Origin of the sequence: Streptomyces sp. NPDC046881 (assembly GCF_040645015.1) — a bacterium.
Lineage (GTDB): Bacteria > Actinomycetota > Actinomycetes > Streptomycetales > Streptomycetaceae > Streptomyces.
This window is the reverse complement of sequence record NZ_JBEYXJ010000080.1, coordinates 1-22,678: the sequence shown is the minus strand read 5'-3', so window position 1 is coordinate 22,678 and position 22,678 is coordinate 1. Positions and strand designations below refer to the sequence as shown.

Below are 22,678 nucleotides of genomic sequence, written 5' to 3'. Positions count from 1 at the left end.
TCACCATGTCCAAGAAGACGTTCGAGGAGCTCTTCACCGAGCTCCAGCACAAGGCCGCCCACGGCGATCCCGCCACCTCCCGCACCGCCGAGCTGGTCGGCAAGGGCGTCCATGCCATCGGCAAGAAGGTCGTCGAGGAGGCCGCCGAGGTCTGGATGGCCGCCGAGTACGAGGGCAAGGAGGCGGCAGCCGAGGAGATCTCGCAGCTGCTGTACCACGTCCAGGTGATGATGGTCGCCCGCGGCATCAGCCTGGACGACGTCTACGCCCACCTGTAAGCCGCACCCCCACCCCCTCCCGTAGAGAACGAGCAAAGGAAGCCGACCTCATGCTGCGCATCGCCGTCCCCAACAAGGGTTCACTGTCCGGCCCTGCGGCGGAGATGCTGCATGAGGCCGGCTACCAGCAGCGCCGCGAGTCCAAAGAGCTGCGCATCGTCGACCCGGAGAACGAGGTCGAGTTCTTCTACCTCCGCCCCCGCGACATCGCGATCTACGTCTCCTCCGGCCGCCTCGACATCGGCATCACCGGCCGCGACCTGCTGATCGACTCCGGCGCCGACGCCGAGGAGATCCTGCCGCTGGGCTTCGCCCGCTCCACCTTCCGCTTCGCCGCCAAGCCCGGCACCGCCGAGGGCCTCGCGGACCTCAAGGGCAGGACCGTCGCCACCTCCTACGAGGGCATCGTCCAGAAGCACCTCGCCGACGGCGGCATCGACGCCTCCGTCGTCCACCTGGACGGCGCCGTCGAGACCGCGATCGAGCTGGGCGTGGCCGAGGTCATCGCCGACGTCGTGGAGACCGGCACCAGCCTGCGCAACGCGGGCCTGGAGGTCTTCGGCGAGCCGATCATGAAGTCCGAGGCGATCGTCGTCCGCCGCACCGGCGCCGACGCCGAGGAGCCCAAGGTCCAGCAGTTCCTGCGCCGCCTCCAGGGCGTCCTGGTCGCCCGGACGTACGTGATGATGGACTACGACTGCCGGGTCGAGCAGCTGGAGAAGGCCGTCGCGCTCACCCCCGGCCTGGAGTCCCCGACCGTCTCCCCGCTGCACAACGAGGGCTGGGTCGCGGTCCGCGCCATGGTCCCGGCCAAGGAGGCCCAGCGGATCATGGACGACCTCTACGCCATCGGCGCCCGCGCCATCCTGACCACGGCCATCCACGCCTGCCGCCTGTAAGGGGTACGCCGACCGATGTCCGAACCGACCTCCCTTCCCGACCTCCCCGTCACCTTCCGGCCGGGCCACACCCGGGCGATCCTGCTCACCGCCGGTGTCGTGATCTTCCTGGTGATATCCGGGATCGCGATGCTGCTGGAGCAGCTCGGCCCGGGGGAGCGGCTCAGCTTCGTCCTCACCGGCGCGCTGATCTTCTGGGTGCTCGCCCAGCTGGCCCGGGTGAAGGTGGTCGCCGACGCGACCGGCGTCACCGTGGTGAACATCGCCGGCAAGCGGCGCCTGGCCTGGGCGGAGATCCTCCGGGTGAACCTCCGGCCGGGCGATCCGTGGGTGTTCCTCGACCTGAGCGACGGCACCAGCCTGCCCGCGCTCGGCATACAGCCGGGCATCGCCAAGCAGCGGGCCATCGCCGACGCCAGGACCCTGCGCGCGCTGGCCGAGGCCCACTCGGCGCCGTCCGCCCTGCCGCACGAGCCCAGATCTTGATTAATCTGGTGGGCGGAGGCCGTCTCGCTGCGCCTCCGCCCCTGCGCGCCGCCCGGTGCACAGGGGTTCCTGCTACCCGAGGAGTGACCCTCTCCGGCGATGGACGGATCGTCCTGTAGTACCTGCGCCACCCCTGCCCGACAGAGCGGGAAGGCGGTGGCAGCGTGACCATCTCCCTGCTGCTCCTCGCAGCTGCGTTCCTGTTGATTCTCGCCAACGGCTTCTTCGTGGCGGCCGAGTTCGGCCTGGTGACGGTCGAGCGACCGGAGGCCGAGCAGGCCGCCGCCGACGGCGACGCCCGCGCCCGAACAGTCGTGGAGTCGCTGAAGGAGCTGTCCTTCCAGCTCTCCGGCACCCAGCTCGGCATCACCATCACCTCCCTGGTCGTCGGCATGCTCGCCGAACCGGCCCTGGCCGGGCTGCTGCACGGCCCGTTCGCCGCGCTCGGCATCCCCGAGGGCGCCGCATCCGGCATCGCCGTGGTCGTCGGCATGCTGCTGGCCTCCGCGATCCAGATGGTGATCGGCGAGCTCGTGCCCAAGAACTGGGCGGTGTCCCGGCCGCTGCAGGTCGCGCGCTTCGTGGCCGGCCCCCAGCACCGCTTCGCCCGCCTGTTCCGCCCGGTGATCTCCGCGCTGAACGCGGTCGCCAACCGGCTGGTCCGCGCCCTCGGCGTCGAACCCGCCGAGGAGCTGGCCTCCGCCCGCACCCCCGGCGAGCTGGTCTCGCTGGCCCGGCACTCCGCCCAGGCCGGCGCCCTGGAGCAGGACACGGCCGACCTGTTCGTGCGCACCCTGTCCCTGGGCGAGCTGACCGCACAGCACGTCATGACCCCGCGCGTGAAGGTGAGCGCCCTGCAGGACTCGGCCACCGCCGAGGACGTCGTCAACCTCACCCGGGCCACCGGCCTGTCCCGCTTCCCCGTCTACCGGGAGAAGATCGACGAGATCGTCGGCATGGCCCACCTCAAGGACGCGCTGGCGGTCCCCGTGCACGACCGGCTGCGTACACCGGTCAGCCGGATCGCCCGCAAGGCGCTCCTCGTCCCCGAGACCCTGCCCGTCCAGCCCCTGCTCGCGCGGCTGCGCAGCGAGCAGCCCATCGCGGTCGTCGTGGACGAGTACGGCGGCACGGCCGGCGTGGTCACCCTGGAGGACATCGTCGAGGAACTCGTCGGCGAGGTCCGTGACGAGCACGACGCCAAGGACACACCCGAGCTGGCCCCGGCCCCGCCCGAGGACGGCAGGCCCGCCTGGGACGTGGACGGCAGCTGCCGCGTGGACGTCCTGCTGCGCATAGGCCTGGACGTGCCCGAGGGGCCGTACGAGACCGTCGCCGGACTGGTCGCCGACCTGCTCGGCCGGATCCCGGCCCCCGGCGACCGGGCCGAGCTGCCCGGCTGGCGGCTCTCGGTCCGCCAGGTCGGCCACTACCGCGCCGAACGGGTCCGCCTGGTCAGGACGGTCCCGGCCGTGAACGCGATGGAGGCCGCCCGATGAGCGTCCTCCAGTTGGTCTTCGCGGGTCTCCTCGTGCTCGCCAACGGCTTCTTCGTCGGCGCCGAGTTCGCCCTCGTCTCCGTCCGCCGCAGCCAGATCGAACCGCTCGGCACCGCCCGGGCCCGTCAGGTGCTGTACGGCCTCGAACGCCTGCCGCAGATGATGGCCGCCGCACAGTTCGGCATCACCGTCTGCTCCCTGACGCTCGGCGCGGTCGCCGAGCCGACGGTGGCGCACCTGCTGGAGCCGGTGTTCGAGTGGATCCACCTCCCGCACGGCATGATCCATCCGCTGGGCTACGTCATCGCGCTGGCCGCGGTGGTCTTCTTCCACCTCGTGATCGGCGAGATGGTCCCGAAGAACCTCGCCATGGCCGCCCCGGAGAAGGCCGCGCTGTGGCTCAGCCCCGGCCTGGTCTACTTCGCACGTCTGTGCAAGCCGATCACGGTGGCCCTCGGCGCCTGCGCCCAGGGCATCCTGCGGCTGTTCCGGGTCGAGCCGAAGGACGAGGTCGAGGCGGTCGTCACCACCGAGCAGCTCAACCGGCTGCTGGAGGACTCCGGCCAGGCGGGCCTCCTCGACCCCGAGGAGCAGGAGCGTCTGGAGGACGCCCTGGAGCTGGGCTCCCGCCCGGTGACGGACGTCCTGCTGCGCCGGGAGTCCCTGGTCACGGTGGCGCCCTCGGTCACCCCGGGCGAGATCGTGGAGCTGACCGCCCGCACGGGCTACTCCCGCTTCCCGGTCGCGGCGACCGAGAAGGGCCCCTTCATGGGGTACGTGCATGTGAAGGACGTCCTGGACCTGGAGGACTCCGAGCGGGCCGTCCCGCAGCAGGTGTGGCGCCCGATGGCCACGCTCCGCGCCGAGCTGCCGCTGGACGACGCGCTCACCGTCATGCGCCGGGCGGCCACCCATCTGGCCCAGGTCGCCGACGCCTCCGGCAGGGTCCTGGGCCTGGTGGCCCTGGAGGACGTCCTGGAGATGCTGGTGGGAGAGGTACGGGACCCGGCGCACCGGGAGGCTCCCGAGGTGCGGCTGACCGAGCCGAGGGCGAGCGGGGAACCGGAGGAGGCCGGAGCGATGGCCTAGCTGTAGGACGACGGATCCTGCGGCCCCCGACCCGACAGCACCTCCCCGTAGGCCTGCATCAGGTCGGGCAGCCGCAGGGTCGCCAGGTCGTCCCGGGACAGGGCACCGGCGTACGTCGACAGGCGGAGATCCCGGTACGCGCAGCTCTTCTCGTACAGCGTCCGCAGGAACCGCCCGTTGCCCAGCTCGTCGATCCAGCCCTGGTCGACCACGTGCCCGGCGATGGAGCGCAGCTCCTCCAGCGCCTCGTCGTCCCACCGGTCCCCGTTCTCCACCGCGAGCACCTTGCCGATCTCGGTCAGCTCCAGCGGGCGGTAGGAGGGGAAGTCGACTCGGGTGGTGAAACGGGAGGACAGACCGGGGTTGGCGGCGAGCAGGCGGTCCATCCCCTCCGGGTAGCCGGCCAGGATCACCACCAGGTGGTCCCGGTTGTCCTCGGCCCGCTTCAGCAGCACCTGCAGCGCCTCGTCGCCGTACGCGTCGCCCTTGCCGTATCCGGAGTTGGACAGCGCGTACGCCTCGTCCACGAAGAGCACCCCGCCGATCGCGGAGTCGATCAGTTCGTTGGCCTTCACGGCCGTCTGGCCCAGGTACTCGCCGACCAGGTCGGCCCGCTGGGCCTCCACCAGGTGGTCACCGCCGAGGAGCCCCAGCGCGTAGAACACGCGCCCGAGGATCCGCGCGACCGTGGTCTTGCCCGTGCCGGACGGCCCGGAGAAGACGAAGTGCCGTTTGGGCGGCTGCACCGGCAGCCCCTGCCCGGCCCGCAGCCGGGCCATGTTCAGCTGCGCCGACAACGCCTTGACCTGGCGCTTGACCGGTTCGAGCCCGACCATGCGCTCCAGTTCGGCGAGCGCCTCCTCGAGCAACGCGGGGTCCGTCGGGCCGGCCGGGATCGGCGAGCCGGACACCCCGGACACCCCGGTCTTCGTGCGCACCGAGGGGTCGGTCACCGACGGCAGCGGCCCGGTCGGCAGGTCGGGCTCCGGCAGTCGCAGGTCCCGGCCGTCCAGGCCGAACAGCGGGTCGAACCCGTCCGGTCCGTCCACCGTGTCCTGCCCGGCGCCGGTCAGCGTGATCGCGGCGAGGTCGGCCGTCTCGTCGTAGCCGTCGCCCTCGGCGATCGCGGCGAGCCGGGCGGAGGTGTCCATGAAGGCGGGGTCGACCCGGTGCACCGCCCGGTACAGGGGGAGCGCGGCGGCCGAGCGCCCCGTTCCCTCGTGCGCCCGCGCCAGCCAGTACCGCAGCTCCTTGCGCTGCGGCTGTTCGCTGCGGCACCGCATGAGTGCCGCCGCCAGCAGCGGCTCGGCCTGGCCGTACATCTCCAGCCGGACCCGGGCCATGCCGCCGAACAGGCCGGCCTCGATGCCGAGCAGGGGATCGTCCAGCAGCGGGTCGGTGTGCCGGACCAGCTGCTCCCAGTCCTTGACCAGGTAGGCGCGGCAGGCGTGCAGGAAGCGGACCTGAGGGTCGGCGTCGACCGGGGGCAGTCCGGCGAGGGCGCGGTCCAGCTCGGGCACGTGCCGGCCGTCCAGCCAGTGGGAGGCGTGCGCCAGCAGCAGGTCGCGCGGGCTCTCCAGCACCGGCTGCACCCACCAGCCCAGCCAGTACCAGGAGTTGAGGGCGCGGCGGTGCCGGGTGCGCTGTTCGCCGAAGCGGTCGCGGTGCCGGAACATCCGCAGCAGCGCGGTGGTCGTGTCGACCCGGAGCGCGTGCAGCCCGAGCCAGGCGTCGGCCATGCCCGCGTCCATCCGCACCGCGGTGCGGAACTCCTCCTCCGCCTGCGGGTAGGCGCCCATCGTGTAGGCGTCCACGCCCCGCAGCCAGGCGAGGTCGGCCGGGGCCTCGGGGCCCTGCGTGCCGAAGTCCATCACGTCCCCCCACAAACCGTGCCCCCGTGGTTCACCACCGGGCAGTCGCCCGACGGCCGCCGCGGTCGAACCGCTGTGCCGCGGACCGGAGTTGCAGGTGCGAGGCAGCCGCTCGAAGGTCGCACCGAGGGCATCGTACCCGCGGTACCCGCGCGGGCCGAAGGGTGCCGCACGGGGCGTTCGGCGAGGTGGGAGCAGACGGGGCGCACGGCGTTTCGTGACCCAGGGTGAGAGGTCCGGTGCGCGGGGCGGCCGGAATGGGGTGCCGCGGGCAGAACGAAGCCCCCGGTCACGGGGGAACAACCGGGGGCTTCGCGTCGGTGGGCGACTCCGAAAGCCGCACATTGAGAACGTAAGACCTGTACGGCCCCCCGGTCAAGCGCAGTTGAGGCACTCGGAGAAGTTGTCCGGCAAGGCTCTTCACCCCTTCACCACATCCGGGACGTTCCGTCACCGAGCGTCACGCCGGGCCCGGCTTCGGGAGTCGTCCTCGGCCCCGGGAGCACCTCATACCCCTCCTGCCGCTGCAGCACCAGCAGATCGGCATGGGGGCGCGAGGGGTCGGCGGCGAAGTGCGCTCGCTCCGCCGCGACCCAGCCCTCCCAGAACTCCCGCTGCTCCGCCCCGTCCCGTTGCCGCCCACGCGCCCAGGACTCCTCTGGGGGCAGCTCCATCCACAGCAGCCGGGCCAGATGCGGTCGCAGGGCCCGGCGGCCGGCGCCGACGCCCTCGATCAGGACGACGGGGGCGGCCGGCAGCGGGCGCGGGGCGCCGAAGGCGCGGGCCCGCCAGTCGTAGGGGGTGTAGTGCGCGCTCTCGCCGCGGGCCAGCGGCTCGATCACCTGGGCCGTGAGCCGGTCGGTCCAGGCGAAGAGCTGCTCGTGGCTGGCGATGTCGTCGAGGTGGAGCACCGGAGCCCCGCCCAGCGCGTGCGCCAGCCGGCCGGCGAAGGTGGACTTCCCGGAGCCGGCGTGCCCGTCGACGGCGACCAGCCGGACCGGTCCCAGCGAGGGAGGGAGCCCGTGCAGCCGGGCGGCGAGATCGTGAATGGTGATTCCCGGGGCGTGATGTCGTGACGGGGCCTGTGGTGCGGTGTGTGGGTTTTCCGTGAAACAGTCTAGTAGTAGTCGCCCTTTGAACCATCGGCTGGCGGCCAGTCAATGGCACCGGATAAACATTCCGAATCGCCTGACCGATATGTCGAATTCGGCGTTCCGGGTGTGGCCGACGCTGAGTAAGGTGCCTCCTGCGCACCGTGATGCGCCGAACGGGGACTGGGGCGGGGGGACATGGCCGGGGAGTTATTCGAAGGGCACTATGTATGGCACCCGGCGGCCGACGACCGGGTGCTGGCGAGCGTATGCGTCGACGTGCGCGCCGGCCGTTATCGATACGCCCACGAGGCGCTCGCCGAGACGCGTTCCGACTTCGCCCTGCGCGCCCACCGCTCGCTGGTCCTCGCCTCCGAGGCGGCCGGCACCGACCTGGTGGAACGCTGGCTCGCCGAGGAGTCCACGCCCGAGGCCGCGCTGATGTGGGCCCGGGTCGCGGTGCAGCGCGCGCTGCGGGCCGCCGACGAGCGCGACGACCGTGCCGAGGCGCTGGAGCGGATCGCCCTGACCGCCTGCGACCGGGCCGCCGAGGCGGCCCCGGCGGACCCCACCCCCTGGGTGGCCCGGCTCGCCATGGCCCGGCTGCACCGGCTGCGCGACCCCGCCCCGCACGGCCTGCTCACCGCCCCGCCCGGCCCCTGGCGGCTGTTCGCGCACATCCTCTCCCTCGACCCCTGGCACCGCGAGGCCCACCACCGCTTCCTGTCCTTCTTCTTCACCCGGCACGGCGGTTCGGTCACCGCGGCCTGGGACGTGGCCGCCTTCCTCAGCCAGCGGGCGCCCGCCGACTCCGCCCTCCGGCTGCTGCCGCTGGTGGCCCTGGTGGAGAGCTACAACCCCACCCAGCTGCTCGCCGACCAGGTCTGGGAGCAGCCCCAGTGGCGCGCCACCGCGCTGGCGATCTACCAGAACTGGCTGCCCACGGTGGCCGGTTACCGCTTCACCCCGGTGCTCGACCTGGCCTACCTCGCGCACGCGCTGGTCATGGGCCGGCGCGAGTTCGAGGCCCGGGCGGTCTTCACGGCGATGGGCCCGTACGCCTCGCGCATGCCCTGGAGCGCCTTCGGCGACCCCGCCGAGCAGCTCTCCCGGGCCCGGCGAGCCTGCGGCCTGCCCGTCCCGGGACCCGCCTGACCCGCTCGTCCCACCCCCCACCGAGAGAAAGGCCGATCTGTGTCGGAACGGATGTCGACTTCCCGGTCGCGGGCCCGCGCCGCGGACTCCGTCGTGCTCGACGACGACGCCACCCTGCACGCGATGGGTTATCCGCGAAAACTCACCCGGCGTTTCCAGGCGTTCGACAACTTCGCGATCTCGTTCACCATCATCAACATCCTCTCGGGTATTTTCTCGTCCTTCGGATTCGGTATGAACGCGGGCGGTCCGCGCATTCTCGTGTTCGGCTGGATCGGCGTCTCGGTGATGGTGCTGCTCATCGGCGCGGCCATGGCGGAAGTCGCCTCCGCCTATCCGACGAGCGGGGCCCTGTATTTCTCCGCGGGTAAACTCGCCAAGCGGCACAAAGGCGCCTGGTCGTGGTTCACGGGCTGGCTGAACTTCGTGGGCCAGATCGGCGGCACCGCCGCCACCGGCTATGCCGCCGCCACCTTCATCCAGGTGTTCGTGCAGCTGCAGTGGCCCTCGTACCGGCCGACCGCCCACCAGACGGTCCTCATCACAGCCCTCGTCATCGTGCTGCAGGGACTCGCCAACACCTACACCGTCCAGCTCGTCGCCCTGCTGAACCGCATTTCCGTGTGGTGGCTGCTGATCGGACTCGTCGTGATCGTGGGGGCACTGGTAGTGATGCCCGACCACCATCAGTCCGCGTCCTTCGTGACACATTTCGAGAACAACACCGGCTTCACGAGCGGCCTTTACGGTGGCATGCTCGGCCTGCTGGTGACCAGCTGGACGTTCACCGGGTTCGACGGCAGCTTCCACATGTCCGAGGAAACGGTCCGCGCGACGGTCAGCGCCCCGAAGGGCATCACCCGCGCCATCGGCTATTCCGCGGTCGCCGGTCTGGTCCTGATGCTGGCACTGGTCTACAGCATCGGCGACTACGCCGAGGTGGCCGGTGCGCCCGCGCCGCCGGTCCGGATCCTGATCGACGGCCTCGGCCTGCGCGCCGCCAAGGTGATGCTGCTCATCGTCATCGGCGCGATGCTCTTCTGCGGCCTCGCCAACCTCACCAGCAACACCCGGCAGATCTTCGCCTTCTCCCGGGACGGCGCCATGCCCGGCTCCCGCTGGTGGCACTCGGTCTCGCTGCGCACCCGTACGCCGGTGAAGGCCGTGTGGCTGGCGGTCGCCTGCTCGCTGGCCCTGGTGGTGCCGGGCTGGTGGTCGCACACGGCGTTCACCGCCATCGTCAGCGTCAACGTGGTCGGGCTCTTCCTGGCCTACGCCGTGCCGATCTTCCTGCGGCTGCGGCTCGGTGACGCCTTCCAGCCCGGGCCCTGGCACCTGGGCCGCTGGGGCAGGCCGATCGGCTGGCTGGCGGTGGTCTGGATCCTGCTGAGCAGCGTCCTGTTCATGCTGCCGCAGGCCTCGCCGATCACCGTCGACTCCTTCAACTACGCGCCGATCGCCCTGGCCGCGGTGCTGCTGGTGGCCACGGTGTGGTGGTTCGCCACGGCCCGCCGCCGCTTCCAGGGGCCGGTGAGCTACGGGCGCCCCGACGAGGTCGCCGCGATGGATCTCGTCTGACCGGATCCGGGCGCGGGCGCGCGGGGCTGCCGCACGGCTCCCCGCGCCGCCCCGCCGGGCGCCCCGGCCCCGGCTCCTCCAGTGGGCCAGACCAATATTCATGGCGCGGCATACGCGGAAGTGCTGGCAGCGTCATCCGGCCTCCTTCATAGTTACCGCACCGGACCACCCCGACTCGGACACCCTGGGGGTCATCGCGCCCATGAGCAGAGCCCAACAGCCGTCCCGCAGAACCGTTCTGGCAGTGGCCGTCGCCGCGGCGGTGACCGGCACGGCGGCCCCCGCCGCCGCCGGACCGCGCACCGCCGCCGACACCGGCGACCCCGGCCAGGCACAGGGCCGCCCGATCGACTACCACGCCTGGACGACGTACCGGGACTGGCGCTGCGGCACCGCCCAGGGCGCCCGGGCGGTGTCCGGCCGGCGTCCCGGCGTCGTGATCGGCGCCCCCGCCGGCCGTACCGACTACACCGACCCGCACACCGGCACCACCGCCACCTGGGAGTACGCCACCTGGACCTCCCCGGTGCACCGGCTCGCCGTGCCCGCGACCGAGGTCGTCGCCTCCTGGAACGCGGACACCCCCGGCGGCACCTGGCTCCAGGTCGAGCTGCACGGCACGTACTCCGACGGCACCGAGACGCCCTGGTACGTGATGGGCCGCTGGGCGGCCGGCGACCAGGACATCAAGCGGACCTCGGTGGACGGCCAGACCGACGGCAAGAGCACCATCTGGACCGACACCTTCGCCGTCGACGACGCGAGCACCGGCCTGCGCCTGACGTCGTACCGGCTGCGCCTGACCCTGTACCGCCGGCCCGGCACGCGTCTCACGCCGGTCGTCCGGCGGCTCGGCGCGATGGGCTCCGACATCCCCGACCGCTTCACCGTCCCGGCCTCCACCCCCGGCCTCGCCCAGGAACTGGCCGTTCCGCGCTACTCGCAGGAGATCCACAAGGGCCAGTACCCCGAGTACGACAACGGTGGCGAGGCCTGGTGCAGCCCCACCTCCTCGCAGATGATCATCGAGTACTGGGGCGGCCGGCTCACCCCCGAGCAGCTGTCCTGGGTCGACCCCTCCTACGCCGACCCGCAGGTGTGCCACGCGGCCCGTGCCACCTACGACCACCAGTACCAGGGCTGCGGCAACTGGCCCTTCAACGCCGCCTACGCGGCCACCTTCGACGGCCTGCAGGGCGTCGTCACCCGGCTCGCCTCCCTCACCGACCTGGAGACGCTGATCGCGGCCGGCATCCCGGCCATAACGTCCCAGTCGTTCCGCAAGGAGGAGCTGTCGGGGGCGGGTTACGGCACCTCCGGGCACCTGATGACCGTCATCGGCTTCACCGCCGAGGGGGACGTGATCGCCAACGACCCGGCCTCGCCGGACGACGAGGCGGTGCGGCGCGTCTACAAGCGGCGCGAGTGGGAGAACATCTGGCTCCGGACCAAGCGGTACAACGCCTCCGGCAAGGTCGTCTCCGGCACCGGCGGGGTCTGCTACCTGTACTTCCCGGCCCACCCGACCCCGCACCAGCGCAAGGCGCTCGCCGCGGTGGGCGTGCACTGAAGACCGGTGTCCCGCGGCCTGTGACCAAGCTCATCGCCGCGAACCCGGACGCGGGTGGCATGGTGGACGGATGGGTGGGGGGATTCCGCCGTACACGTCCGACCTCTGCGAGTAACACCATGACCGCACACCCGGCCACCGCCACCCGCGTCCGCACCGGAGGCCCCCGGGAAGACGGGCCGAAGATCCTCGAACACGCCCTGGGCTGGGTCCTCGTCGCGGTGTTCGCCATGCTCGTGACCCAGCTCGGCCTGCTCTGAACCGACCGCTCACGCGTGCGGCTTGTTCTGACATACTGCTCGGGTCCCGCCGCGCCTAGACCGGGGTCGATCGTGAACTTGCCGCAGCAGCGTGCCGCCACCCAGGTGCGCGGCACCGAGCGCTCCGCGGCGCGCCGCGCCGAACTCATCGCCATCGGGCGGAAGCTGTTCGCCGACACGTCCTACGACGCGCTGTCCATGGACGACATCGCCCGCCACGCGCACGTCGCCAAGGGACTGATCTACTACTACTTCCGGTCCAAGCGCGGCTACTACCTGGCGATCATCCAGGACTCCGTCGCCGACCTGGTCACCTGTGCCGCGGACGGCCTCCGGCTGCCCGCCGTGGACCGCGTGCACCGCACGATCGACGGCTACCTGCGCTACGCCGAACACCACCAGGCCGCCTACCGCACCATCGTCAGCGGCGGTGTCGGCTTCGACACCGAGGTGCACGCGATCCGGGACGGCGTGCGCGAGGCGATCATCGCCGCGATCGCCGAGGGGGCCTACGGCCGCGGTGACATCTCCCCGCTCGCGCGGATGGGCCTGCTGTCCTGGGTGTGCAGCGTGGAGGGCGCCACCCTGGACTGGATCGACCGCCCCCGGCTGTCCCGCGACACCATGCGCGAGCTGCTGGTCAAGACGCTCGGCGGGGCCCTGCGCGCCATCGAGGAGCTGGACCCCGCCCACCCGGCCCCGGCCCCGGCCCGCCGGGACGGCTGACCGGGGCCGGCCGCCCGGGCTAGTTGATCGCCTTGATCAGCTCACCGTTCGCGGTGTCGCCGCTCAGCTCCCAGAAGAAGGTGCCGCCGAGGCCCTGCTGGTTCTTGTACGTCATCTTCGTGGCGATGGTCGACGGGGTGTCGTAGCTCCACCAGTCGCTGCCGCACTTGGCGTAGGCGGTGCCGCCCACGGTGCCGGTCGCCGGGCACTTCGTCTTGAGCACCTTGTAGTCGTCGATGCCCTGCTCGTACGTGCCCGCCGCCGGGCCGGTGGCCGTGCCGCCGGGCGCCGCCTGGGTGACGCCGGTCCAGCCGCGGCCGTAGAAGCCGATGCCGAGCAGCAGCTTGGAGGCCGGGATGCCGAGGCCCTTGAGCTTGGCGATGGTCGCCGACGTGTGGTAGTTCGCCTTGGGGATGCCCGAGTAGGAGTTCAGCGGGGAGTGCGGGGCGGTCGGGCCGGTCGCGTCCCAGGCGCCGAAGTAGTCGTACGTCATCGGGTTGTACCAGTCGACATACTGGGCGGCCCCGGCGTAGTTCGCCGCGTCGATCTTGCCACCGCTGGTGGCGTCCGCGGTGATCGCCGCCGTCACCAGGTTCCCGGAGCCGAACTTCGCGCGCAGGGCGGCCATCAGGTTCTTGAAGGCCTCGCGCCCGCTGGTGTCGCAGGTGTTGCCGCAGGCGTTCGGGTACTCCCAGTCGATGTCGATGCCGTCGAAGACGCCCGCCCACTTGGAGTTCTTCACCAGGTCGTAGCAGGACTGGGCGAAGGCGGCCGGGTTCTTCGCGGCCTCGCCGAAGCCGCCGGACCAGGTCCAGCCGCCGAAGGACCACAGGATCTTCAGGCCCGGGTGCTTCTTCTTCAGCTTCAGCAGCTGGTTGAAGTTGCCGCGCAGCGGCTGGTCCCAGGTGTCGGCGACGCCGTCGACGGACTCGGCGGCGGTGTAGGCCCGGTCGGTGGCCGCGTAGGAGTCGCCCAGGGCGCACTTGCCGCCGGTGACGTTGCCGAAGGCGTAGTTGATGTGGGTCAGCTTGGCCCCGGAGCCGGACGTCTCGATGTTCTTGACGTAGTACTTGCGGTCGTAGGTGCCCCATTCGGTGAAGTAGCCGACGACCTTGGAGCCGGCCGTCAGCTGCGGGGCGCTCGGGGCCGCCGCGGTCGCCGTGCCCGTGCCGGCCAGCAGGCCGGCGCCGAGGGCGGCGGTACACGCGGCCGAGACGAGCGCCCGGACGAGGGAGCGGTGGGGAGTGTGCATCGGGTGTCTCCTCGTGGGGGGAGGGGATCGCGCGCCGATTGGCATGAACGCGGTAAAGCGTTGGTCATGCACAGTAGGAGGACTAGACCATTTGGTCAATGGTTCGGACCAATTTCCGCCGCGCGGGACGCCGCGACCGGACTTGTGAAGTAAGCGGTCGTTAACTGGTGACGGGAGGTCGCCGATCGGGCATACTCACAGCGCATGCCGCAGGTCAGCGGCTTCCGAGACCCGGGAGCCGGTGCCTTCGGCCCAGCGCAACGATCAGGCGGAGCCGCCCCCGACCCCGGGCCGGACCGCCGGTGCCCGAACAGGGAGGAGCCGACGCCATGTCCGACCGCGACCCGCAGCCGGTGGAGCGTCAACTGCCCACGGAAGAGGCGCGCGATCTGCTCGCCCTCGTCCGGGACATCGCCCAGCGCGAGATCGCGCCGAAGGCCGCGGAGGAGGAGGACGCGGGACGCTTCCCGCGCGAGATCTTCACCCTGCTGTCCGAGTCCGGCCTGCTGGGCCTGCCGTACGACTCGGAGTACGGCGGCGGCGACCAGCCGTACGAGGTGTACCTCCAGGTCCTCGAAGAGCTGGCCGCGGCCCGGCTCACCGTCGGCCTCGGCGTCAGCGTCCACACGCTCGCCTCCTACGCGCTCGCCACCTACGGCACCAAGCAGCAGCAGGTCGAGCACCTGCCCGCGATGCTGGGCGGCGGCCTGCTCGGCGCCTACTGCCTGTCCGAGCCGTCCTCCGGCTCCGACGCGGCCTCCCTGCGCACCAAGGCCGGCCGGGACGGCGACGACTGGGTGATCGACGGGACCAAGGCCTGGATCACCCACGGCGGGATCGCCGACTTCTACACCGTGATGGCCCGCACCGGCGAGGACGGCCCGCGCGGGATCACCGCCTTCCTGGTGCCCGGCGACGCGCCCGGCCTGAGCGGCGCGGCCCCCGAGAAGAAGATGGGCATGAAGGGCTCGCCCACCGCGCAGGTGCACTTCGACGGCGTCCGCGTCCCGGACGACCGGCGCATCGGCGAGGAGGGCCAGGGCTTCTCCATCGCCCTGGCGTCGCTCGACTCCGGCCGGCTCGGCATCGCCGCCTGCGCCATCGGCCTCGCCCAGGCCGCGCTGGACGAGGCGGTCCGCTATGCGACCCAGCGCCGCCAGTTCGGCCGGGCCATCGCCGACTTCCAGGGCCTGCGCTTCATGCTCGCCGACATGGCCACCCAGATCGAGGCGGGCCGCGCGCTGTACCTCGCCGCGGCCCGGCTGCGCGACGCCGGCCGGCCGTTCGCCAAGCAGGCGGCCATGGCCAAGCTGCACTGCACCGACACGGCCATGAAGGTCACCACGGACGCGGTGCAGATACTGGGCGGCTACGGCTACACCGCCGACTTCCCGGCCGAGCGCTACATGCGCGAGGCCAAGGTCCTGCAGATCGTCGAGGGCACCAACCAGATCCAGCGGATGGTCATCGCCCGTCACCTGGCCGGGCCGGAAGGCCGCTGAACTGGCCCGCGCGCACCGTGGGGGCCGCCAGCCTGACCCACTCCGGGTCGTGGCGGCCCGGCAGGGTGCGGCCCCGGTCGGCCCAGGTCCGCATGAGGTCGCGGTAGATGGGCGGGTCCGGCGGCGCGGGCGGCGGAACCGATTCTGCCGGGCGGGGGACGAACATGCGGCGCTGACGCCCGGCCGTCGTGTACGTGGGGGTCATACCCGGGCAACGCGGCGACGGCCGGACAGGTCACCGCCCGGCGCAATCGAGCGTCAGTTCACGGCCCGTCCGGTCCCCCCTCTGGCCTCCTCCGGTTGGCTGACGTACCGTCAGCTGACCATCGCCCAGGGGGTGTCCGTGGCCGACGACCGTCCCGTACCGCTCGACGAGTACCCCGTGCACCAGGTGCCGCTCTCCATGAAGCACGTGGCCACCGGCGACCGGAACGCCTACGACCGCTGCATCTTCCACGTCTTCGACCACACCGGCCACGCCCTGCTCATCCTCGGCCTCGGCGTCTACCCCAACCTGGGCGTGACCGACGCCTACGCCACCCTGCGCACCGGCGACACCCTGCACGCCGTACGCGCCTCCGACGCCCTCGGCGAGGACCGGATGCGGCTCGCCGTCGGTCCGCTGCGCATCGAGGTGGTACGGCCGCTCCGGCGCCTGCGCCTGGTCTGCACCGACGACCGGCTCTCGTACGACCTCACCTGGACCGCCGCCTTCCCGGCACTCTGGGAGCCGCACCACCTCCAGCGCCGGGGCGACCGGCTCACCCTGGAGGGCCGCCGGTTCGTCCAGGCGGGGCGGGTCGAGGGCGTGATCCGGGCGGCCGGCGCGGAGTTCACCGTCTCGGCGCAGGACTGGACCGGCACCCGGGACCGCAGCTGGGGCGTGCGCCCGATACCCGGCGAGGACGGCGGCCGGCTCGCCGCCGACCACCCCACCGAGGGCTTCCACTGGATCTGGTGCCCGGTCCGCTTCGAGGACCGCTTCCTGATGGTCGTCGTCCAGGAGGACGCCGACGGCTACCGCTCCCTGAACGACGCCACCCTGGTCCGCCCCGGCCACCGCGACCGCCAACTCGGCTGGCCGCGGGCCGAGATCGGCTACCGCTCCGGCACCCGGCACCCCGAGCGCGCCGTCGTCCACCTCGGCGACGCACGCAAGCCGCAGGAACTGGAGGTGGAGATCCTCGCCTCCTCGCCGCTGGCCGTCGGCGCGGGTTATCCGCCGGCTGACGACTGGCAGCACGGCGCCTGGCGGGGCGGCGGCTGGGTGGACCGCCGTACCTACGACATGGCGGCACCGCACCCGCCGGCCGCCTACGGCGTCACCGACCACTCCGCGCGCTTCCGGCTGGACGGGCGGACCGGGTACGGCATCTTCGAGCACGGCTCGTTCGGCCGGCACGACCCGAGCGGGTTCACGGACTTCACCTCCACGGCGCCGTAAGGGGGCTCCGCCCATGGCCACGGCACCTCGTCCCCGCACCACCACCCGGGACCCCGCGGAACTGACCCGGCGCCTCACCGCATGGCTCGGCACCCGGCTCCCGGGCGCCAGGGCCACCGGCGTCACCGTCCCGGCGTCCAACGGCATGTCCAGCGAAACCCTGCTGTTCGACATCGGCCACCCGCGGCCCCCGGTGCGCTCCTGCGCGCTGCGGATGGCTGGGGACCCGGCGGCGTACACCGTCTTCCCGGAGTACGACATGGCCCGTCAGTACCACACCCTCGAACTCGTGGCCGAGCACACGGACGTGCCCGTGCCCCGCGTGCTCTGGCTGGAGGAGGACCCGGCCCCGCTCGGGGCGCCGTTCTTCGTCATGGAACGGGTGACCGGGCGTGTGCCCCCGGACGTCATGCCGTACACCTACGAGGGTAGTTGGCTGCACGCGGCGAGCGACGCCGAACGCGAGCACCTGGAAGCGGCCACGATCGGGCTGCTGGCCCGGCTGCACGACCAAGTGCCCCTGCCCGCGGCCCCGTTCCTCGCCCTGCCCGGGCAGGGCGACGCGCTGCACCGGCACGTCGCGGCCCAACGCGCCTACTACGCCTGGGTGATCGACGGCCTCGCCCGCTCACCCCTCATCGAGGCCGCGTTCGACCGGCTGGCCGAGCTGTGGCCGCGCGAGCCCGGCGAACCCGTCCTCACCTGGGGGGACGCCCGCATCGGGAACGTCGTCTACGACGGCTTCGAGCCCGTCGCCGTGCTGGACTGGGAGATGGCGGCGCCCGCCCCGCGCGAGGTCGACCTCGGCTGGACGATCTACCTGCACCGGTTCTTCCAGGACCTCACGACCGGCTCCGGTCAGCGCGGGCTGCCCGGCCTGCTGCGCCGCGACCGGGTCGAGGCCCGCTACGCACGCCTGACCGGGCACACCCCGCGGGACATGGACTTCCATCTCCTGTACGCCGCCGTGCGGCACGCGATCGTCATGCTGCGCATCGCCTACCGCCGGGTGCACTTCGGGGAGGCCGCCGTCCCGGCGGACCCGGACACGCTGATCCTGCACCACGACAGCCTGCGCGCCATGGTGCAGGGCACGTACGGGAAGCGGTGAGGCGGCTCAGGCGGCCTGGCGGCGCATCGCCGGCACGCGCATCGGACGCGAGCCCGGGCCGCCGACGTGCGAGAACGGCTGCGTCCGCCAGTCCAGACCCTGGGGGAGCGTCAGCAGCAGGGCCGTGTCCTGCTCCTGCGGTTCGAAGGACTCGTCCGCGGGGCGGGCGTCGGCCGCCGAACGGCCCGTGCCCGCGCACACCGTGAGTCCGAACGGGTTCCACGGCGAGGCGCACAGCGCGTGCTCCGGCAGGACCTCCTCGTCCGCCAGCAGCGCGATCGGCTGCGCGCAGTCCGGGCAGATCACCCGGTACATCTCGAAGGTGTCGTAGGCGTCCAGCTCCTCGTCGAAGGCGTCGGGTTCGACGCCCTCCGGCTCGGGCTCGGCGACCGGCTGCCGGTGCGTGGACGCGGACCGACCAGGGCGGTGGGTACTCTGCATGGGATTCTCCCCCTAAGGCTGGGCCGTGAAGGCGCTGCGGCCTCGACCACAGCAAGCACTTCCCGTCCGGTCTCGGCGGTAATCACGAGAACATCACGGAGCCCGTTCGAGGCGTGTGGCGTTCGTCACATGCCGCGAGCAGGTGCCCGTCCCGGTCCTTTTTCTGCCGAACGGGGAGTGACCTGCGCCTCTGAGGTATCCGCGGAGATCACGCGCCCTGTAGGTTGTGGCGGCATGGAGGAGCTGGACCGTCAGATCGTGCAGCTGCTCGTCAAGGACGGGCGGATGAGCTACACCGACCTGGGCAAGGCCACGGGCCTGTCCACGTCGGCCGTGCACCAGCGGGTGCGCCGGCTGGAGCAGCGTGGCGTCATCCGCGGCTACGCCGCGGTGGTCGACCCCGAGGCCGTCGGGCTGCCGCTGACCGCGTTCATCTCGGTGAAGCCGTTCGACCCCAGCGCCCCCGACGACATCGCGGACCGCCTCGCCGGCGTCCCCGAGATCGAGGCCTGCCACAGCGTGGCCGGCGACGAGAACTACATCCTCAAGGTGCGCGTCTCCACCCCGCACGAACTGGAGGAACTGCTGGCCCGGCTGCGCTCGCTGGCGGGGGTCTCGACGCGGACGACGGTGGTCCTCTCGACCCCGTACGAGGCCCGGCCACCGAAGCTCTGACAGCCGCCGGGCGCCCGCCGCCCGCCGCGGGGCCCCGCTCGAGGCGCCCCAGGTGCACCTCCTGCCCGGCGCCGAGGGAAACTGTCGGCCATGAGCAACCGCACCGCCGAGCCCCCCAAGACCGTCCTGCTCCGCCGCGGCGAGGTGCACAGCCCCGCGGACCCCTTCGCCACCGCGATGGTGGTGGAGCGCGGCCAGGTCGCCTGGGTCGGCTCCGAGGGTGCCGCCGACGCCTTCGCCGACGGCGTGGACGAGGTGGTCGACCTCGACGGCGCCCTGGTCACCCCGGCCTTCACCGACGCCCATGTGCACACCACCGCCACCGGCCTCGCCCTGACCGGCCTGGACCTGTCCGGCACCCCCTCCCTGGAGGCGGCCCTCGCCCGCATCCGCGAGTTCGCCGCCGCCCGCCCCGGCGACCGGGTGCTGCTGGGCCACGGCTGGGACGCCGCCCGCTGGCCCGGCGGCCGGCCGCCCACCCGCGCGGAACTGGACGCGGCCACCGGCGGACGCCCCCTGTACCTGAGCCGCATCGACGTGCACTCCGCCGTCGTCACCACCGCCCTGCTGGACCTGGTCGCCGGCGACGTCCCGCGCGAGGACGCCCCGCTCACCGGGGACGCCCACCACGCCGTCCGCGAGGCCGCCCTCGCCGCCATCACGCCCGCCCAGCGCGCCGAGGCCCAGCGCACCGCCCTGGCGCACGCCGCCTCCCTCGGCATCGGCACCCTGCACGAGTGCGGCGGCCCGCAGATCTCCTCCGAGGACGACTTCACCGGCCTGCTGCGGCTCGCCGCCGAGGTGCCGGGCCCGCGGGTGGTCGGTTACTGGGCCGAGCAGGACACCGCGAAGGCGTGCGAGCTGGGCGCGGCCGGTGCCGCGGGCGACCTCTTCGCCGACGGCGCCCTCGGCTCCCACACCGCCTGCCTGCACGAGCCGTACGCCGACGCCGGCCACGCCGGCACCGCCTACCTGGACGCCGACGCCGTCGCCGCCCACGTCGTCGCCTGCACCGAGGCGGGCCTGCAGGCCGGCTTCCACGCCATCGGAGACGCCGCCGTGACCGCCGTGGTCGAAGGCGTCCGCGCCGCCGCCGAGAAGCTCGGCCTGGCCCGCGTCCGCGCCGCCCGGCACCGCGTCGAGCACGCCGAGATGCTCACCCCCGAGACCGTCGCCGGCTTCGCCGAGCTGGGCCTGATCGCCTCCGTGCAGCCCGCCTTCGACGCGCTGTGGGGTGGCGAGGACGGCATGTACGCACGGCGGCTGGGCACGGAGCGGGCCCGCACCCTCAACCCGTTCGCCGCGCTGCTGCGCTCCGGGGTGCCGCTGGCGTTCGGCTCCGACAGCCCGGTCACCCCGCTCGACCCGTGGGGCACGGTCCGCGCCGCCGCCTTCCACCGCACGCCCGAGCACCGGATCTCCGTCCGCGCCGCGTTCACCGCGCACACGCGCGGCGGCTGGCGGGCCGTCGGCCGCGACGACGCGGGCGTCCTGGTCCCGGGTGCGCCCGCCGACTACGCCGTCTGGCGCACCGAGGAGCTGGTCGTCCAGGCCCCCGACGACCGGGTCGCCCGCTGGTCCACCGACCCGCGCTCCGGCACGCCGGGCCTGCCCGACCTCAGCCCCGGCCGCGACCTGCCGGTCTGCCTGCGCACCGTGGTGGGCGGGCGGACGGTGTTCGTACGGCCGGGCGAGTGATCTCCCGGGGTGGCGCGGCGGCCGGCGGCCGCCGCGGCCCCGCCGCCCGACCTGGGCATCCTCCCCACCGGCCGTGACGACGACGCTGTCTTCCCAGGTCAGGCGACTGTTGACAGTCGGCGGCCAGGGGCCGGTAGGTTCGGCCGCGTCCACCACCGGACGCCCGACCGGGGGACGTTCAGCCGACTTGCCGCAGCGCCGCTGGGTCAGGGACGGTGTGCCGCACCGGGGCACCGTCGCTGGGAGCCAGGCTCAGCGCCCGCGCCGACGAGGGAACGTTCAGGCTGGTCGGCCAGGTGTGACCCGGGTGGGGCCCGGGCGTTCAGTAGACAACGGCTTTCGGTCGATCCGCAGCCAGCGGGTCCCAGGTCGGCCCGAAGGGCGCCGGGCCCCCATCCGCCGCGGTGAGACGGCGCCGAGAAAGATCAGTCTTACCCCGTTCTTGTGCAATCGACACCACGATCCTCACGCGTCGTCGCGTCTTCGCAGGCCCCGCCCACTATGGTGGACCTCTGCGTACGACATGAAGGGGCAGCAGTGAACGACGGCGACGGGACCCTCGCGGCCAAGGCCCAGGGGAGGCAGTTCGGTCCGCTCGGCACGGCCTTGGTGATCATTCCGACCTACAACGAGGCGGAGAACATCAAGTCCATCGTCGGCCGGGTGCGCAAGGCCGTCCCCGAGACGCACGTGCTGATCGCGGACGACAACAGTCCCGACGGCACCGGCAAGCTCGCCGACGAGCTGGCCGCCGACGACGACCACGTCCACGTCCTGCACCGCAAGGGCAAGGAGGGCCTCGGCGCCGCCTACCTCGCGGGCTTCCGCTGGGGCCTGGAGCGGGACTACGGCGTGCTGATCGAGATGGACGCCGACGGCTCCCACCAGCCCGAGGAACTGCCCCGGCTGCTGACCGCCCTCAAGGGCGCCGACCTGGTCCTCGGCTCGCGCTGGGTGCCCGGCGGCCGGGTGGTGAACTGGCCCAAGTCCCGGGAGTTCCTCTCGCGGGGCGGCTCGACCTACTCGCGGCTCATGCTCGACGTGCCGATCCGCGACGTCACCGGCGGCTTCCGGGCCTTCCGCCGCGCGACCCTGGAGGGCCTCGGCCTCGGCGAGGTCGCCTCGCAGGGCTACTGCTTCCAGGTCGACCTGGCCCGCCGTGCCGTGAAGGCCGGCTACCACGTCGTCGAGGTCCCCATCACCTTCGTCGAGCGCGCGCTGGGCGACTCCAAGATGAGCCGGGACATCGTGGTCGAGGCACTGTGGCGGGTCACCGCCTGGGGCGTCGGGGACCGCCTGGGCAAGCTCACCGGCAAGGACAAGCACGCCTAGCGCACCGGTTTCCCGGCCCCGGCCGACCGCTCCCTTATCCGGTGCTGAGCCGCGCCCAGGCACACTGGGGGCATGACGACTGGCACTCCGACCTCCCCGTACACCCGCCGCCGGCCCTCCCGGCTGCGCAGGTACCTGCCGCTGGGCCTCGCCGCGTGGCTGGTGCTGGAGATCTGGCTGCTGACCCTGGTCGCCGGCGCGGCCGGCGGGCTCACCGTGTTCCTGCTGCTCGTCGCGGGCTGCGTGGCCGGCTCCGTGGTCATCAAGCGGGCGGGCCGCCGCGCCTTCCAGAACCTGAACGAGGCGTTGCGCGAGGGCGGCTCGCCGGCGCGCGGCGGCGGCAACGGCCTGATGATGCTCGGCGGCCTGCTGCTGATGATCCCCGGCCTGCTCTCGGACGCGGCCGGACTGCTCCTGCTGCTCCCGCCGGTCCAGAAGGCGGTGAGCCGCCTGGCGGAGAACGCCCTGGAGCGGGGTCTGCGCAAGGCCGCCCCGGGCACCCTGGGCGACGCCTTCCAGCAGGTGCGCATGCACCGGCCCGACGGCAAGGTGGTGCAGGGCGAGGTCATCAGGAACGACGGCCCGTACGACGCCCCGCAGGAGCCCCGCCCGCCGCTGACGCGCTGAGCGTCCGCACCCGCACAACGACCGCGGGCGCCGGTAGGGGGGTTAACCGAACGCGCCCCCCGGGGGTTGGGGGGGGGTGGTGGGAACAACCGAGC

Annotated in this window: 21 protein-coding genes; 17 read left to right on the top strand and 4 right to left on the bottom strand. The window is 72.6% G+C overall.

Annotated features, from left to right (window positions below):
- Nucleotides 1–5 precede the first annotated feature (5 nt).
- The 5 genes from ABZ923_RS29625 (at nt 6) to ABZ923_RS29605 (ending at nt 4,250) form a co-directional block, all read left to right on the top strand.
- Complete coding sequence (locus ABZ923_RS29625; protein WP_007491392.1) at nt 6–278, top strand: phosphoribosyl-ATP diphosphatase; 273 nt, start codon at nt 6–8, stop codon at nt 276–278.
- A gap of 50 nt (nt 279–328) precedes the next feature.
- Nucleotides 329–1,177: an ATP phosphoribosyltransferase gene (hisG, locus tag ABZ923_RS29620; protein WP_358646551.1), complete on the top strand. Its 849-nt coding sequence runs from the start codon at nt 329–331 to the stop codon at nt 1,175–1,177.
- A 15-nt stretch (nt 1,178–1,192) separates the two neighbouring features.
- The gene (locus ABZ923_RS29615) at nt 1,193–1,663 is read left to right on the top strand and encodes a PH domain-containing protein (RefSeq protein ID WP_361477421.1); all 471 of its coding nucleotides are present in this window, start codon (nt 1,193–1,195) and stop codon (nt 1,661–1,663) included.
- A gap of 164 nt (nt 1,664–1,827) precedes the next feature.
- Nucleotides 1,828–3,162 carry a hemolysin family protein gene (locus ABZ923_RS29610; protein ID WP_361477418.1) on the top strand — a complete coding sequence of 445 codons (1,335 nt, stop codon included), beginning with the start codon at nt 1,828–1,830 and terminating at the stop codon, nt 3,160–3,162.
- Nucleotides 3,159–4,250 carry a hemolysin family protein gene (locus ABZ923_RS29605; protein ID WP_361477415.1) on the top strand — a complete coding sequence of 364 codons (1,092 nt, stop codon included), beginning with the start codon at nt 3,159–3,161 and terminating at the stop codon, nt 4,248–4,250. The genes ABZ923_RS29610 and ABZ923_RS29605 overlap by 4 nt, the downstream gene beginning before the upstream one ends.
- Here ABZ923_RS29605 and ABZ923_RS29600 read toward each other — a convergent pair.
- Nucleotides 4,247–6,121 (bottom strand): AAA family ATPase, encoded by a 1,875-nt coding sequence (locus ABZ923_RS29600; RefSeq protein ID WP_361477412.1) that lies wholly within the window; start codon nt 6,119–6,121, stop codon nt 4,247–4,249. The two genes, ABZ923_RS29605 and ABZ923_RS29600, sit on opposite strands and share 4 nt — an antisense overlap.
- A 428-nt stretch (nt 6,122–6,549) precedes the next feature.
- The gene (locus ABZ923_RS29595) at nt 6,550–7,170 is read right to left on the bottom strand and encodes a hypothetical protein (protein WP_361477474.1); all 621 of its coding nucleotides are present in this window, start codon (nt 7,168–7,170) and stop codon (nt 6,550–6,552) included.
- Nucleotides 7,171–7,410: 240 nt separating this feature from the next.
- On the opposite strand from ABZ923_RS29595, the gene ABZ923_RS29590 reads away from it, so the two are divergent.
- The 5 genes from ABZ923_RS29590 to ABZ923_RS29570 all read left to right on the top strand — a co-directional run bounded on the left by ABZ923_RS29590 (nt 7,411) and on the right by ABZ923_RS29570 (nt 12,501).
- Nucleotides 7,411–8,367, top strand: coding sequence for a hypothetical protein (locus ABZ923_RS29590; RefSeq protein ID WP_361477410.1), 957 nt, complete (start codon nt 7,411–7,413; stop codon nt 8,365–8,367).
- Nucleotides 8,368–8,406: 39 nt separating this feature from the next.
- Nucleotides 8,407–9,945 (top strand): amino acid permease, encoded by a 1,539-nt coding sequence (locus ABZ923_RS29585; protein ID WP_361477407.1) that lies wholly within the window; start codon nt 8,407–8,409, stop codon nt 9,943–9,945.
- 202 nt (nt 9,946–10,147) lie between these two features.
- On the top strand, nt 10,148–11,515 hold the full coding sequence (locus tag ABZ923_RS29580; protein ID WP_361477405.1) for a peptidase C39 family protein: 1,368 nt from the start codon (nt 10,148–10,150) through the stop codon (nt 11,513–11,515).
- Nucleotides 11,516–11,634: 119 nt separating this feature from the next.
- On the top strand, nt 11,635–11,775 hold the full coding sequence (locus ABZ923_RS29575) for an SCO1431 family membrane protein (protein WP_361477402.1): 141 nt from the start codon (nt 11,635–11,637) through the stop codon (nt 11,773–11,775).
- Between the two features lie 78 nt (nt 11,776–11,853).
- Nucleotides 11,854–12,501: a helix-turn-helix domain-containing protein gene (locus ABZ923_RS29570; protein WP_361477471.1), complete on the top strand. Its 648-nt coding sequence runs from the start codon at nt 11,854–11,856 to the stop codon at nt 12,499–12,501.
- A 19-nt stretch (nt 12,502–12,520) separates the two neighbouring features.
- On the opposite strand, the gene ABZ923_RS29565 is transcribed toward ABZ923_RS29570, so the two are convergent.
- Nucleotides 12,521–13,753, bottom strand: a complete 1,233-nt coding sequence (locus tag ABZ923_RS29565) for a glycoside hydrolase family 18 protein (RefSeq protein WP_361477399.1) — start codon at nt 13,751–13,753, stop codon at nt 12,521–12,523.
- A 329-nt stretch (nt 13,754–14,082) separates the two neighbouring features.
- Between ABZ923_RS29565 and ABZ923_RS29560 the strand changes: the two genes are divergently transcribed.
- From ABZ923_RS29560 to ABZ923_RS29550, 3 genes are all read left to right on the top strand, one after another.
- Nucleotides 14,083–15,255, top strand: a complete 1,173-nt coding sequence (locus tag ABZ923_RS29560; protein WP_361477396.1) for an acyl-CoA dehydrogenase family protein — start codon at nt 14,083–14,085, stop codon at nt 15,253–15,255.
- Nucleotides 15,256–15,598: 343 nt separating this feature from the next.
- Nucleotides 15,599–16,699 carry a hypothetical protein gene (locus ABZ923_RS29555; protein WP_361477393.1) on the top strand — a complete coding sequence of 367 codons (1,101 nt, stop codon included), beginning with the start codon at nt 15,599–15,601 and terminating at the stop codon, nt 16,697–16,699.
- A 13-nt stretch (nt 16,700–16,712) separates the two neighbouring features.
- On the top strand, nt 16,713–17,810 hold the full coding sequence (locus tag ABZ923_RS29550) for a phosphotransferase family protein (protein ID WP_361477390.1): 1,098 nt from the start codon (nt 16,713–16,715) through the stop codon (nt 17,808–17,810).
- A 6-nt stretch (nt 17,811–17,816) separates the two neighbouring features.
- On the opposite strand, the gene ABZ923_RS29545 is transcribed toward ABZ923_RS29550, so the two are convergent.
- Nucleotides 17,817–18,251, bottom strand: a complete 435-nt coding sequence (locus ABZ923_RS29545; RefSeq protein WP_361477387.1) for a hypothetical protein — start codon at nt 18,249–18,251, stop codon at nt 17,817–17,819.
- A 234-nt stretch (nt 18,252–18,485) separates the two neighbouring features.
- On the opposite strand from ABZ923_RS29545, the gene ABZ923_RS29540 reads away from it, so the two are divergent.
- The 4 genes from ABZ923_RS29540 (at nt 18,486) to fxsA (ending at nt 22,583) form a co-directional block, all read left to right on the top strand.
- Nucleotides 18,486–18,926, top strand: a complete 441-nt coding sequence (locus ABZ923_RS29540) for an Lrp/AsnC family transcriptional regulator (RefSeq protein WP_361477384.1) — start codon at nt 18,486–18,488, stop codon at nt 18,924–18,926.
- Between the two features lie 90 nt (nt 18,927–19,016).
- The gene (locus tag ABZ923_RS29535) at nt 19,017–20,624 is read left to right on the top strand and encodes an amidohydrolase (RefSeq protein WP_361477381.1); all 1,608 of its coding nucleotides are present in this window, start codon (nt 19,017–19,019) and stop codon (nt 20,622–20,624) included.
- A 537-nt stretch (nt 20,625–21,161) separates the two neighbouring features.
- Nucleotides 21,162–21,956 carry a polyprenol monophosphomannose synthase gene (locus ABZ923_RS29530; protein WP_361477378.1) on the top strand — a complete coding sequence of 265 codons (795 nt, stop codon included), beginning with the start codon at nt 21,162–21,164 and terminating at the stop codon, nt 21,954–21,956.
- Nucleotides 21,957–22,028: 72 nt separating this feature from the next.
- Complete coding sequence (gene fxsA, locus ABZ923_RS29525; protein ID WP_361477375.1) at nt 22,029–22,583, top strand: FxsA family membrane protein; 555 nt, start codon at nt 22,029–22,031, stop codon at nt 22,581–22,583.
- The last annotated feature ends 95 nt before the right edge of the window (nt 22,584–22,678 follow it).